Source organism: Paenibacillus sp. FSL K6-1096, from assembly GCF_037977055.1.
Taxonomy (GTDB): Bacteria; Bacillota; Bacilli; order Paenibacillales; family Paenibacillaceae; genus Paenibacillus_AQ.
The window spans coordinates 487,186-501,461 of the sequence record NZ_CP150274.1 but is presented as its reverse complement, the minus strand read 5'-3'; the positions used below and the strand labels follow the sequence as shown (position 1 = coordinate 501,461).

Genomic DNA, 14,276 nt, shown 5'->3' with positions numbered 1-14,276 from the left:
TGGGAGAACGAAATGCCGATTACCGCCGTACTATTTGACCTTGACGATACACTGCTGTGGGATGACCGGAGTGTGGAGGAAGCCTTCCGCTACACTTGCGAGGCTGCCGGAGATGCTGTTGATCCGCAGGCGCTGGAGGCTGCTGTCCGCAGGGAAGCGCGTGAGCTCTATGAATCGTATGAGACCTATCCGTTCACGAAGCTGATCGGCATTAATCCGTATGAGGCACTGTGGGCTAACTTCACTGCCGGAGAGCAGCCGGAATTCCGCCAGCTTGAACAGCTGGCCCCGGTCTACCGTACCGAATCCTGGCGCCGGGGACTGGCCGCGCTCGGGGTGGAGGATGAAGCGCTGGCTTCCCGCCTGGCGGACAAGTTCGCTGCTGAGCGCCGCAGCCGTCCTTATATATATGAAGAGACGCTTAAGGTGCTGGACGAGCTGCGCGGCAAGGTGAAGCTGCTGCTGCTGACGAACGGCTGCCCGGCACTCCAGCAGGAGAAGCTTGACGGTGTGCCTGAGCTGACTCCCTATTTTGACCACATTGTCATTTCGGGAAGCTTCGGCAGAGGGAAGCCGGACAAGGGAATCTTCGAGCATGCGCTTGGGCTCCTGGATATCGCCCCTGAAGAAGGAATCATGGTTGGAGACAAGCTGACCACGGATATTCTCGGCGGGCTTGGCGCGGGGCTGACTACGGTCTGGATTAACCGGAACGGCAAGGCTGCTGACCCGGAGATTACTCCGGATTACCAGATTAGCCATCTGACAGAGCTTTTGCCGCTTGTACACTCCCTATAATAGAAACAGAGAGAGCCGGTGTCCCGCGAGGATATCGGTTTTTTTGTTGTATTCCTCTTGTATATGATTATTCTCATGGGAAATCAGAGTTTATCAAGCTTCTTTCTGACAAAATGAATATAATGTGTATAATAGGAACAAAGCAATCTGACTTTCATTGTAAGCATGGGGAAGAATCTATTGATGAGCCGGGAGGACTTCAGATGAGGAAGCTATGGTTACGCAGAGGACTTATAGGATTGATAATGGGAATGACACTGACAGGATGCTCGAAGGATGAACATGGTGACATGAATATGTCTGCTGCGGGGTCCTCGATGCAGCCGATCAAGGTGGAGCTTAGCTGGAGCCCGGAAGAGGTTGCCGCGGGCAGCAAGGTTAGCTTCAAGGCGGTTGTGACCCAAGAAGGGAAGCCGGTGGATGACGCGAAGGAAGTCATGTTTGAAATTACAGATGCGGCGGACAAGAGCAAGAAGATTGAAATTGAAGGGACAAGCGCTGGAGAGGGAGCCTATGTCGGGGAGAATACTTTTGAAGAGGCCGGCACATTCACGGTGACCTCCCACGTGACAGCCAGGACGCAGCATTCCATGCCCAGCAAGGAACTGGTGGTCCAGCCCTAACCGCAGGCAAGTATGCAATACAGATAATGCAGGGTGGAAAGGAAGGCTTTCGCAAATCCCTTTATTCTGCTAAACTAACTCTAATGTTTCACTAGGGGGATTGAACGTGGCCAAACAAACACTTGCTGAGAGCTTGCAGCAGCGCATATTGATTCTGGATGGAGCTATGGGAACCATGATTCAGCAGGTGCCGCTTACCGGTGCTGACTTCGGCGGAGAAGCGCTGGACGGATGTAATGAAATGCTGGTGCTTACCCGGCCGGATGTCATTCAGGATATTCATGAGAAATATCTGGAAGCCGGGGCTGACCTGATTGAGACCAATACCTTCGGCGCTACCTCTGTGGTGCTTGCCGAATATGATATTCCTGAGCGTGCCCGGGAGATTAACCTGGAGGCGGCCAGGCTGGCCCGCAATGCGGCGGACAAGTACGATACGCCGGAGCGTCCGCGTTATGTGGTTGGCGCTATGGGTCCGACCACCAAAACGCTATCCGTTACCGGAGGGGTTACGTTCCAGGAGCTTGTTGACAGCTATGAGGAGCAGGCAGTGGCGCTGATTGACGGCAAGGTCGATGCGCTGCTGCTGGAGACCTCCCAGGACACACTGAACGTGAAGGCCGGCAGCATCGGTATCCGCAAGGCTTTTGAGAAGAGCGGGATTACCCTGCCGGTAATGATCTCGGGAACCATTGAGCCAATGGGAACCACGCTGGCCGGACAGAACATTGAGGCCTTCTATATCTCACTGGAGCATCTGAAGCCGATCTCTGTCGGCCTTAATTGTGCGACCGGTCCGGAGTTCATGCGTGACCATATCCGCTCACTGGCAGCGATCTCTTCGTCTGCGGTCAGCTGTTATCCGAATGCCGGGCTACCCGATGAGAACGGGCATTATCACGAATCCCCGGATTCGCTGGCCCGCAAGCTGGGCGGCTTCGCCGAGAAGGGCTGGCTGAATATTGCCGGGGGCTGCTGCGGAACTACGCCGGAGCATATCCGGGCGATGGCTGAGGTGATGGCGGCTTATCCGCCGCGTAAGCTTACCGGCCAGCATCCGCCGGCGCTCTCCGGGATTGAGCCAGTGTATGTGGAGAGCGAGAACCGTCCGTACATGGTCGGTGAGCGGACCAATGTGCTTGGCTCCCGGAAGTTCAAGCGGCTGATCGTTGAAGGGAAATATGAGGAAGCCTCGGAGATTGCCCGTGCCCAGGTGAAGAGCGGGGCGCAGGTCATCGACGTCTGCGTACAGGACCCGGACCGCGATGAGACGGAGGACATGAAGCGCTTCCTGGAGCTGGTGGTGAAGAAGGTCAAGGTCCCTTTGATGATTGATACTACCGATCCGAAGGTCATTGACCTTGCCTTGCAGTATTGCCAGGGCAAAGCGATTATTAACTCCATTAATCTTGAAGACGGCGAGGAGAAATTCGAGCATGTCACCCCGCTGATTCACAAATACGGCGCGGCGATTGTCGTCGGTACGATTGACGAGACCGGCCAAGCCATTCTGGCCAAGGATAAGCTGGAGGTCGCCAAGCGTTCGTATGACCTGCTGGTTAACAAGTATGGCCTGGCACCGGAAGACCTGATCTTCGATACCCTTGTCTTCCCGGTAGGAACAGGGGATGAACAGTATATCGGCTCCGCCAAGGAGACGATCGATGGCATCCGTCTGATCAAGGAAGCTATGCCTGCTGTGCATACGATTCTGGGGATCAGCAATGTCTCCTTCGGGCTGCCGGAAGCCGGCCGTGAGGTGCTGAACTCCGTGTTCCTCTATGAGTGTACGAAGGCGGGGCTGGACTATGCGATTGTGAATACCGAGAAGGTGGAGCGGTATGCCTCGATTCCTGAAGAAGAACGCAAGCTGGCGGAACAGCTGATCTACAACACCAATGATGATACGTTGTCTGCGTTCGTTGCGGCCTTCCGCGGCAAGAAGGTTGAGAAGAAGGAGAAGATCTCTAATCTGTCGCTGGATGAGCGCCTTGCCTCCTATGTGGTGGAAGGAACCAAGGAAGGGCTGATTCCGGATCTGGATGAAGCGCTGAAATCAGCGGCTCCGCTGGACATCATCAACGGGCCGCTGATGGCCGGCATGTCCGAGGTGGGCAGGCTGTTCAATAATAATGAGCTGATTGTCGCTGAGGTGCTGCAAAGCGCTGAAGTGATGAAGGCCTCTGTCAGCCACCTGGAGCAGTTCATGCAGAAGGATGAGACCTCGGTGAAGGGGCGGATTATGCTCGCAACCGTTAAGGGCGATGTGCATGATATCGGCAAAAACCTGGTGGAGATCATTCTCTCCAACAACGGTTATGAGATCATTAATCTCGGGATCAAGGTTCCCCCGGAGAGCATTATCGAGGCCTTCCGCCAAGAGAAGGCCGATGCGATTGGCTTGTCCGGCCTGCTGGTGAAGTCCGCCCAGCAGATGGTACTGACGGCGCAGGATCTGCGCTCTGCGGGCATTGATGTGCCGATTCTGGTCGGCGGTGCGGCATTGACGCGTAAGTTCACCAAGACCCGGATCCGCCCGGAATATGACGGACTTGTATTATACGCCAAGGATGCGATGGACGGCCTGGATATTGCCAACCGGCTGATGAATCCGCTGGAGCGGGTGAAGATCGAGGAGGAGGTCCGCCAGGAGGCTGAAGCTGCGGTCGCTGTCGCTCCCCAGCAGCCGCTTCCCGAACTGACCCGCGCGGTCCGCTCCAAGATCTCCGCAGATGCGCCAGTGTTTATTCCGCCGGATACGGAGCGTCATGTCCTGCGCAATTATCCGCTCGGCCATATCATTCCGTACGTGAACATGCAGATGCTGCTCGGCCATCATCTGGGGCTGCGCGGCTCCGTAGAGGCACAGCTCGCAGCGGGTGACCCGCGTACGCTTGAGCTGAAGGAGACGGTGGATGATATCCTGCACCAGGCGATGCTGGAGGGCACGATTACTCCGCATGCCATGTACCGTTTCTTCCCGGCGCAGTCGAGAGGGAATGACATCCTGATCTATGATCCGCAGGATCACACTCAGGTGCTGCATACCTTCACCTTCCCGCGGCAGAATGTCGAGCCTTATCTCTGCCTGGCTGACTTCCTGAAGCCGGTCGACAGCGGAATTATGGATTATGTCGGGTTCCTGGTGGTGACCGCAGGCCACGGGGTTCGTGAATTGTCGTCCGAGCTTAAGGATAAAGGCGATTATCTCCGTTCCCACGCTGTGCAGGCGGTGGCGCTGGAGGTCGCGGAAGGCCTGGCTGAACGTGTCCATCATATGATGCGTGATACCTGGGGCTTCCCTGACCCGGCCGAGATGACGATGAAGCAGCGGCACGGAGCGCGTTATCAGGGCATCCGGGTATCCTTCGGCTATCCGGCCTGCCCGGACCTGGAGGACCAGGGTCCACTGTTCAAGCTCATGTCGCCGGAAGATATCGGCGTTCACCTGACGGACGGCTTCATGATGGAGCCGGAGGCTTCGGTATCGGCGATGGTCTTCGCCCACCCGGAAGCCCAGTATTTCAACGTGGAGAAGGCTTAAGCACTCTGCAAGTCTGCACCGGCCAGAAGGGGCTGTGCCTCGTCTTTTCGGAACCTCCCGGCAGCGGGAGGTTTTTTGCTGGAAATATAAGAATGAACCTGTTTCGCGGCAAATCCGTTTCCATTTGGACAAAAAGATGCTTTTGCAGCCAAAACAGAGTAGAATTCTTTTCATAAGAAATGGCAAGATAACATGAAGTGATATGATGCGGCTAAGAATCGAAGAGAGGAGGGGGACATCAATGGAAATCTATTTCTTGGGAACAAATGCCGGGGTGCCTACGCTGCAGCGTAATGTCACCTCGGTTGCGCTGAGGCTGCTTGAAGAACGGCGCACCTTCTGGATGTTCGATTGCGGGGAAGGCACGCAGCACCAGGTTCTCCGTTCACCGCTGCGGCTGGGCAAGCTGGAGAAGCTGTTCATTACGCATCTGCACGGTGACCACCTGTTCGGCCTGCCGGGGCTGATCTCCAGCCGGGGCTATCAGGGCGGGACTGCACCGCTTACGGTATACGGGCCGCCTGGGCTTAAGGCGTATCTGGAAATCTCCCTGTCCGTCAGCCAGTCCCGGATTCCCTATAAGCTGGAGATTGTGGAGCACAGCGGCGGGCTGATCTACGAAGATGAGACCTTCAAGGTGGAGGCGGGGCTGCTGGAGCACCGGATCCACAGCTACGGCTACCGGATTACGGAGAAGGACAGCCCGGGCAATCTGAATGCTGAGCTGCTGAAAAGCTACGGGCTGAAGCCCGGACCGCTGTACGGCAGATTGAAAAAGGGTGAGGATATCACCACCGACGACGGCATTGTGATCCGGGCGGCAGAGGTCGTTCATGCACCCAAACGCGGACGCGTGGTGGTGATTCTCGGGGATACGAGGCCTACGCCGGGGGCGCTGCCGCTGTCACAGGACGCGGATCTGATCATTCATGAGGCCACGTTCGCTCATGATCTGGCGGATATGGCGTATCAATATCATCACAGCACCGCGCGGCAGGCAGCCGAGCTGGCAAGGGACGCAGGGGCGCGTGAGCTGCTGCTGACCCACTTCAGCTCCCGTTACACCTCTATGGAAGAACTGGCTCCGCTCCTTCAGGAGGCGCAGGCAATCTTCCCGGACACGCTGCTGGCAGAGGAATTCTGTACCTTCCCGGTCTACCGGAGAAGCCCGGGAAATTCCCCGGGGCAATAAATTATTTTCCGGGAAAGCGCAGGAAATGACAGGGCTGTGCCAAAAAAAGCCTGCCCCTGCACCGGTTCGCTACCGTTCGACGAAGAATGTTAAATTTTAATTAAAACCGAAGGGTTACAGGAACGAAGGGCTGGAGAAAATGCCGAATGGAAGCGTCTTGGAACGGCGCTGGAGGGGCGTGAAGCTTGCAGCAGCGCGCTTTCCCGGGAAACGTTCCAGAGCTTCGGAATTTGATTCATAGCATTAATGATAAATGACATAAAATAATATTTGCTGATCTGCAAGGGGGAGTTATGGAGAATATCAAGGGCTTGTTAATCGATCTGGATGGAACGCTGTACCATGGACGGCATAAGATTGAAGGAGCCGAGAAGCTGATAGAGGCACTTCGCCAGGCGGAGCTCCCGTTCCTGTTCGTTACGAATAACTCCTCGCGGACGCCGGAGGGGGTTGCCGCGCATTTGCGTGCTATGGGCATCGAAGCGAGAGCGGAGGAGGTCTGTACCTCATCGCTGGCAGCCGCCCGTTATATTGCCGGGGAATCTCCGGGGGCATCTGTGGCGATACTTGGAGAAGAGGGTCTGGTGCAGGCCTGCACAGAGGCAGGATTAAAGGTGGTTACGGAGAATCCGCAATATGTTGTGCAGGGAATTGACCGCTCTTTTACATATGAAGCGCTTGCCCGTGCTTCCCGCTGGATCAGGGAGGGGGCGGGGTTCGTATTGACCAATCCCGATCTGATGCTGCCTTCGGATGACGGGGTGATGCCCGGTGCCGGAACGATCGGTGCTGCCATTGAAGCAGCCAGCGGCGTCCAGCCCGTTGTCATCGGGAAGCCGGAGACTCATCTGGTCACCTATGCCGCCTCTCTGCTGGGCATTAAGCCGGAGGAGGCGGTGATGGTCGGCGACAACATGCGCACAGACATTGCGGCAGGGGCCAATGCCGGCTGTAAGACGGTGCTGGTGCTGACGGGACTCACCACCCGGGAGAACCTGGAGCACTATCAGGAGCTGACCGGGGTCAAGCCTGATGAGATTTGTGCTGATTTAGCTGAACTAATGACACTGCTCGGTGTATAATGACAGAGGTATGAGCATTTTTATGAATCTTGAAGGGACGATGACACTATGCCGGAATTGCCGGAAATGGAGAATTACAGGAAGCTGCTGAGCCAGCACATTATAAATGTACCGATTACGGGAGTAACCGTGAACCGGGCTAAGACTATCAATATGGAAGCTGCAGATTTCGTAAACGCTCTGGTTGGCGCACGGATCGTGTTCGTGGAGCGTCGCGCCAAGCATATCCTCTTCCATCTTCATGACGGCAGACGGCTGCTGCTGCATCTGATGCTGGGCGGACTTCTGTTCTACGGTACGGAAGCGGAGCGTCCGGACCGGACCACCCAGGTAGAGCTGGCCTTCGGTGAGCATATCCTCTACTTCATGGGGCTGCGTCTGGGATATCTGCATCTCTTGTCGGTTAAGGAGAGCGAGGCGGCCATGGGCAAGCTTGGGCCGGAGCTGCTGGACCGGCGGATGACCGCAGAACGGTTCGCCGGACTGCTGAAGGGACGGCGCGGAGCGCTGAAGAGCCTGCTGGTCAATCAGCATGTGATGGCCGGCATCGGCAATTGCTACGCTGACGAGATCGCCTATGAGGCAAGATTGCTTCCGTCAACACCGGTGCAGAACCTGACACCGGAGGCGGTGTCCAGGCTCTATGACAGTGTGCGCAAGGTGCTGACGGAGGCGACCGACATCGGCGGTTACATGGAAATGCCGTTCATGACAGGCGATACGGTAACCGGGGCTTATAACGATGCGTGCAAGGTATATGACCGTGAGGGCGAGCCTTGCCTGCGCGGCGGGGGAACCATCGTGAAAACGGAGCTGTCCGGGCGCAAGGTGTTCTATTGCCCGGATTGCCAGCATGACGCATAGCCCCTTCATAGGGGCGCATGTCAGCATTCGCGGCGGATACGGGCAGGCCGCCCGGTCTGCCAGGGAGAGCGGGGCGGCATGCTTTCAGTATTTCCCGAAGAATCCGCGCAGTCTGAAGCTGAAGCCGGTAGACTACCGCGATGCGCAGAGCTGTGCGGATTATTGCCGTGAACAAGGGATGGCTTCCATCGCCCACACCCCGTATCCGACGAACTTGGCGGCCGGCCCCGGGGAGCGGGAAGGGATGGTTGCCTCGCTGCGCAATGATCTGGAGATTGCCGAAGCCTGCGGATCGGCGGGTATTGTGGTGCATTTCGGGCATTTTGCCGGAATGGAGCCCCTGCAGGGGTATCAAAATATTATACAATGTATCAACGACACGCTTACCGGCTGGGAAGGCCGCTGTAAGCTGCTGATCGAGAATATGGCGGGCAACCACGGGCAGGAGGGGATGACGCTGGAGGAGCTGGTCAAGGTCCGTGAACTCAGCCGTTACCCCGGGAAAATCGGCTTCTGCTTCGATACCTGCCACGCCTTCGCATCCGGGACCTGGAATCCGGAGCGGACGGGGGAGCTGCTGGAGCGCGGAGAGCGGCTGGGATATTGGACTGAACTGACGGCTGTGCATTTGAATGATTCCTTGTACCCGTACGGCTCGCGGCGGGACCGTCATGCCGGGATAGGTCATGGATGCATCGGGGCACCGGCGCTCAGGGAGCTTCTGACCCAGGGGCCCCTGCGGCACAAGGTGGTTGTCATGGAAACAGAGAAAGGCCCGGACGGCATACATAGGGACGAGATTACTGCTGTACGCGGCTGGTTCGGGGGTGACGAATGAAAGAGATGAACCAGACTGAGCTGCTCGCGCTGCTGGCGCAGCCGGGAGAGCCGCTCGTCGTGTTTCTGTATACGCCGCTGTGCGGAACCTGCAAGGCTGCGCGGAGGATGCTGGAGGTGGCGGAGCATCTTTTGCCGCCAGACCTGCGAATTGCCGAAGGCAATGTGAATCTGCTGCCGCAGCTGGTGCAGAGCTTGAAGATCTCCAGTGTCCCGGCTCTGCTGGCCGTGCCTTCGGACCGCAGCGCCGAACCGAACATCCTGTATTCTATCGGCTCGGTGGAACGTGTGCTGGCTTTTATAAGAGGAGTGAACTCATAATGATATCTTTACAACATCTGTCGCTCCGCAGGGAGCAGACCCAGATTCTTGACGATGTCTCGCTTGAGATGAAGCCGGGGGAGAACTGGGTGATTCTCGGACGCAACGGCTCCGGCAAAACGACATTGCTGGAGATGATGACCGGCTATCTTTTTCCGAGCAAGGGTTCGGTTGAGGTGCTGGGCTACAAATACGGTCAGTGTGATCTGCGTGAGGTGCGCAAGGAGATTGGTTATATCGGGCCGTCCCTGATGGAGAAGCTCTCGCTGAACGATCCGGTATGGGAGGTTGTGGCGACAGGCGCTTATGCGTTCCTGCGATTCTATCAGACGATTCCGGAAAGCGTGAAGGAGCGGGCGCTGGAGCTGCTGGAGGGAATGAATCTCGGCGGGCAGGCGTATCATCCGTTCGGGTCGCTCTCCCAGGGGGAACGCAAAAAAGCAATGCTTGCCCGCTGCCTGATCGCCTCACCTAAGCTGCTGATTATGGACGAGCCTTGTGCCGGTCTTGATCTCTATGAGCGGGAGAAGATGCTGCACGAGATCAACAAGCTGGGAGAGCAGAAGGTGGCGGTGGTGTATGTCACGCATCACGTAGAGGAAATCGTCCCGCTCTTCACCCATGTGGCGCTGATCCGCGGCGGGAAGCTGGCGGGAGCCGGCCCCAAGGAAGCGGTGCTGACACAGGAGGGGCTGATGGACACCTTCGGGGTTCCTGTAGCTGTTGAATGGGAGCATGGACGTCCCTGGATTAAAATAAGACCTGGAGGCTCATCGATTTGAACGATTTCACAGAAGCAATACCGGAGCAGGACGCTCCTTCGCAAGACAGAATCACCTCAAGATACATCTGCACGGCGAATCACGGCTTCGCCCCTTATGCCCAGGAGGAGCTGCGCCGCCTGTTCGGAGCGGTGAAGAGCACCCTCCTGCTGCCGGGTGAGGTCTTCCTGGCTACCCTTGAGGCGGAGCCGCAGGAGGTCTCGCGTAAGCTGGGGCTGCATCCGCCGGTCTTCCTGCGCCATATTCAGCCGGTGGACTTCCAGGATACAGGCGGTCTTCCTGCGCTGGAGCGGCTGGCGGTCTACCTGAGCCGCCGCCCGGAGCTGGAAGGGGAGAGGGTGTCACTGCAGGTCCGCAAAGGGACAAGCTCCTTCTGGGAGGACAGCCCCGGAGAGCTGCGCGAGTGGCTGCAGGCCCGGCTGGAGAGCCTGGACGCCGAGTTCACTGTCCAGGACCCGGCCCGGGTCATCTCCGTCTATGCTGACGGTGAAGCCCTCTATGCCGGCATCTCCCGGCCGGAGGACAATCTGTCCAGCTGGAACGGCGGGATGATCCGCTTCCGTAAGGAGGACGGGCAGATCTCGCGGGCTAAGTTCAAGCTGATGGAGGCGGAGAAGGAGTTCGGCATTCCGTTCAGCAGCTTCAGGAATGCGCTGGATATCGGCGCCTCGCCCGGCGGCTGGACCTCGTTCCTGCTGGAACGGGGCCTGAAGGTTACCGCCGTTGATCCTGCGCTGATGCATGAATCGCTGCGCAGCCATCCGGGGCTCAAGATTCTGCGTAAGAATGCGGGTGAGGTCAAATTCCGCGAGAATGAATTCGATCTGCTGGTCTGCGATATGAGCTGGAGCCCCAAGCTGATGGCCAAGCTGGTCACAGGGCTGCTGTACAGCCTGTCTCCGGGCGGGACGGCGGTGGTGACGGTCAAGCTGATGCACAAGAAGCCGATGGCGGTGATCAAGGAGATTATCGCTATGTTCGAGGGAGAGCGGATGCAGATTCAGCGCGCGAAGCAGCTGTTCCACAACCGTGATGAAATCACACTTTATATGATTAAATATTAATATCAATCCAAGGGAAAGCATCCCATAATCTGCACCGCCGGCTTAAGGCCGGTACAGGGCGGGTTATGGTGTGCTTTTTTTTGTTGGCAGGTACGAGGGGGCGATGAGCAAATGTAGGCGAAAAACCAAACACAATTGGACTGGGTGTGGCGCGGGGGCCGAATGTAATCGAAAAACCGACCACAATTGGACTGGGTGCCGCGTGGGGGGCCGAATGTAATCGGAAAACCGAACACAATTGGATTGAATGCGGCGTGCGGGCCAAATGTAATCGAAAAACCGAACATACTGGGCAGGTACGAGGCTATGGGGGGGTTGTTTAGGGCGTACTTACAACAATACAGGGCATTTATGAGGAGGACAACGAAATGGAATTTGCAGCAAAATTAGAGGTAGGACAAGTCCTTGGAGGGCGCTATGCCATCAGGGGATTGCTCGGAAGAGGCGGAATGAGCCGGGTCTACCTGGCGGAGGACTTGCGGCTTCCGGGGGTCTTGCGGGCGGTAAAAGAGAGCGTAATCCTCGAAGGGCAGGCGGGGGCAGGAGCCATCCTGGCGGAAGCGGAGCTGTTAAGCACGCTGCGGCACTCTCTGCTGCCGCAGATCGCGGATTTCTTTCCGTCGGACCCGGACGGCTACAGCTACCTGGTGATGGAATATATCGAAGGAATCACGCTACAACAATACATGGCCGAGCAGCCATACGCCATGCCCGGCGGGAGAATGGTCAGTTATGCCCGGCAGCTGCTGGAGGTGCTGGAATACTTGCACAGCCATCAGCCGCCGATTATCTACCGGGACCTGAAGCCGTCCAACATCATGCTGACCGGGGAGCATGAATTGAAGGTGATTGACTTCGGCATCGCGCGGCGGCTGAGAAGCGGAAGCGTCGCGGATACAGAGAAGCTGGGAACAGCCGGCTTCGCCGCGCCCGAGCAATATGGAGGCGGGCAGAGCAGCCCGCAGTCCGATTTGTACGGTCTGGGCGCACTGCTGCTGTATATGGCCTCGGGCGGCCAATTCAGCGCCTGGCAGCCGGGGCTGGAGAACAAGCTGCGGGGGCAGCTTCCAGACCGGCTGATTCCCGTTATCCGGCGGCTGCTGCGGCAGCATCCGGAGGAGCGGTACGCCAGCGCGGAGGAGGTGAGAGAAGCCCTCCGGCTACTGGAACCGCACCGTGCTGCAGGAGTTGCCGCCCCGTATCAAGCACGTCGGCGTCCTGGCGGGCAGCCGGTGCACTCTAAGAGTCTGCCCGCCCCAACGGTAATTGCTGTGCTTGGCGTATCCCCCGGACTTGGGGTTACGCATACTTCGCTGGCGGCCGCCAGCTGCCTGTCCCGGGCAGGATTGACTGCTTGGGTGGACTGCAACCCGGACTCGGAGGTATTTAACCGCATGAAGGGAATGGCGGATGCTGCTGAACCGGGGGGCAGGCTGGGAACACCGTACCTTCCGTTTACCTGGAATGAGGTGGACTTCTGGAAGCTTTCATCCGCTGATGGGCTTCCGCTGCGGCCGGATCAGAACTATGCCTTCGTCGTCCTGGATCTGGGAACAGGCAGCTTCGAAGGGGCGCTGCCTCTATTCACGGGCAGCGATGTACCGCTGCTCGTTGCCTCAGGCGCGGACTGGCGGCTGGAAGAAACGCTGCACTGGCTGCGCCGCAGGCAGCTTGTTCCCGGGCCGCAGTGGCGGGTTGGCCTGCCGCTGGCCGGAGAGCAGGCCGCCGGACTGCTGGCATCGGCACTGGGAGTAGCCGGCGTGTACTGCCTGCCGTATCAGCCGGACCCTTGCGTGCGCAAAGGGAAGCTGGCTCATACGCTTTGCAGTCTGCTGGGCCTGGAAACCGGCCTGCGGCTTACTGTGAAGCGCAGGTAGCATGGTCCAACTCTATGACAGACCTGATAGACCCGTTTAATCGGCTGTTTTACTGGAAAGGGCTGGCTTATGGACTTCCTGTGTCTGCTGCAGGTATGCTACAATGGAGCGAAATCCCATATCGGGCGCAGCTTCAGGAGCCGGGATGGGGAGGATCGGTTACGGCCGGACACAACATTGGGGTAATAGACTTATATAGGAGGGCTGGTCAGAGATGGGTCCTGACAATCGTATGCCGGCGCCGGCTTCGTCCGCCGGAAGAGATGGCAGATATTCAAGACAAGTGCGCTTCACGCCGTTTGGAGCCGCAGGGCAGCAGGGGCTGGCTAAGTCATGTGTGCTGATCGTGGGCATGGGCGCGCTGGGAACAGGAATCGCTGAGACCCTGGCCCGCTGCGGGGTAGGGCGGCTGATTCTGGTGGACCGCGATTATGTGGAGTGGAGCAATCTGCAGCGGCAGCAGTTATATACGGAAGCGGATGCCCTCCAGCGGATGCCGAAGGCAGCTGCGGCCCGCATCAGACTGGCAGAGGTTAATTCGGAGATTGAGATTGAAGCCCATGTGCTGGATGGGCGGGCGGAGGAGCTGGAGAGCCTGCTGCCGGGGGTGGATCTCATCATGGACGGAACGGATAATTTCGATACCCGGCTCATTATGAATGATCTGGCCCAGAAGCACGGAATCCCATGGATCTACGGCGCCTGTGTCGGCAGCTACGGGCTTACATATACGATCCTGCCCGGCGAGACTCCTTGTCTGAACTGCTTGCTTGGTACGGTACCTATGGGCGGGGACACCTGTGATATCGCCGGTATTCTGCCGCAGGCAGTGCAGCTGGTCACAGCCAACGCTACGGCTGAGGCGCTTAAGCTGCTCGGCGGATACAGGGAGAACCTGCGGGGCCGGCTGCTGACCTTCGATGTCTGGCGCAACGAGCAGCAGGAGATCGGGGTGAAGTCAGCGAAAAGAATAGATTGCCCTTCCTGCGGAGATCATCCGCTCTATCCTTATCTGACAGCGGCGAATACGGAACGCAGCGATGTGCTGTGCGGCAGGGATACGGTGCAAATCCGCCCGGCCGGCAAGCGGAACCTTAATCTGCCGGAGACCGCCGCACGGCTAGCGGGACTGAACAGCGGCAAGGTGGAGAGCAACCCTTATCTGGTGTCCTATACCGAAGAGCCGTACCGTATGGTCGTATTTGCGGATGGCAGGGCATTGATACATGGAACCAGTGATGTAGCGGCTGCCCGCAGCTTCTATCACCGGTATTTCGGATAAATGGAGGAGA

The 14,276-nt window shown here is 57.8% G+C and carries 12 protein-coding genes; all 12 read left to right on the top strand.

The window, feature by feature from the left end:
* Nucleotides 1-12: 12 nt before the first annotated feature.
* Nucleotides 13-798, top strand: coding sequence for an HAD-IA family hydrolase (locus MHI24_RS02170; protein ID WP_340023925.1), 786 nt, complete (start codon nucleotides 13-15; stop codon nucleotides 796-798).
* Between the two features lie 251 nt (nucleotides 799-1,049).
* Entirely contained in the window at nucleotides 1,050-1,421 is a 372-nt protein-coding gene (locus MHI24_RS02165) for a FixH family protein (protein WP_340023924.1), read from the top strand.
* A 106-nt stretch (nucleotides 1,422-1,527) separates the two neighbouring features.
* Nucleotides 1,528-4,965, top strand: a complete 3,438-nt coding sequence (gene metH, locus MHI24_RS02160; protein WP_340023923.1) for a methionine synthase — start codon at nucleotides 1,528-1,530, stop codon at nucleotides 4,963-4,965.
* 241 nt (nucleotides 4,966-5,206) lie between these two features.
* Entirely contained in the window at nucleotides 5,207-6,157 is a 951-nt protein-coding gene (gene rnz / locus MHI24_RS02155) for a ribonuclease Z (protein WP_340023921.1), read from the top strand.
* A 293-nt stretch (nucleotides 6,158-6,450) separates the two neighbouring features.
* Nucleotides 6,451-7,239 (top strand): TIGR01457 family HAD-type hydrolase, encoded by a 789-nt coding sequence (locus MHI24_RS02150; RefSeq protein WP_340023920.1) that lies wholly within the window; start codon nucleotides 6,451-6,453, stop codon nucleotides 7,237-7,239.
* Nucleotides 7,240-7,287: 48 nt separating this feature from the next.
* A complete protein-coding gene (locus MHI24_RS02145; protein WP_340023919.1) occupies nucleotides 7,288-8,103 on the top strand; it encodes a DNA-formamidopyrimidine glycosylase family protein in 816 nt (271 codons plus the stop codon).
* Nucleotides 8,093-8,941 (top strand): deoxyribonuclease IV, encoded by an 849-nt coding sequence (locus MHI24_RS02140; protein WP_340023918.1) that lies wholly within the window; start codon nucleotides 8,093-8,095, stop codon nucleotides 8,939-8,941. The genes MHI24_RS02145 and MHI24_RS02140 overlap by 11 nt, the downstream gene beginning before the upstream one ends.
* Nucleotides 8,938-9,261 (top strand): thioredoxin family protein, encoded by a 324-nt coding sequence (locus MHI24_RS02135; RefSeq protein ID WP_340023917.1) that lies wholly within the window; start codon nucleotides 8,938-8,940, stop codon nucleotides 9,259-9,261. The genes MHI24_RS02140 and MHI24_RS02135 overlap by 4 nt, the downstream gene beginning before the upstream one ends.
* Nucleotides 9,261-10,043 (top strand): ATP-binding cassette domain-containing protein, encoded by a 783-nt coding sequence (locus MHI24_RS02130; RefSeq protein ID WP_340023916.1) that lies wholly within the window; start codon nucleotides 9,261-9,263, stop codon nucleotides 10,041-10,043. Before MHI24_RS02135 ends, MHI24_RS02130 begins: the two co-directional genes overlap by 1 nt.
* Entirely contained in the window at nucleotides 10,040-11,107 is a 1,068-nt protein-coding gene (locus MHI24_RS02125; RefSeq protein ID WP_340023915.1) for an SAM-dependent methyltransferase, read from the top strand. Before MHI24_RS02130 ends, MHI24_RS02125 begins: the two co-directional genes overlap by 4 nt.
* Before the next feature lie 368 nt (nucleotides 11,108-11,475).
* A complete protein-coding gene (locus MHI24_RS02120) occupies nucleotides 11,476-12,984 on the top strand; it encodes a serine/threonine-protein kinase (RefSeq protein WP_340023914.1) in 1,509 nt (502 codons plus the stop codon).
* 214 nt (nucleotides 12,985-13,198) lie between these two features.
* The gene (locus MHI24_RS02115) at nucleotides 13,199-14,266 is read left to right on the top strand and encodes a ThiF family adenylyltransferase (protein WP_340023913.1); all 1,068 of its coding nucleotides are present in this window, start codon (nucleotides 13,199-13,201) and stop codon (nucleotides 14,264-14,266) included.
* Nucleotides 14,267-14,276: the final 10 nt, after the last annotated feature.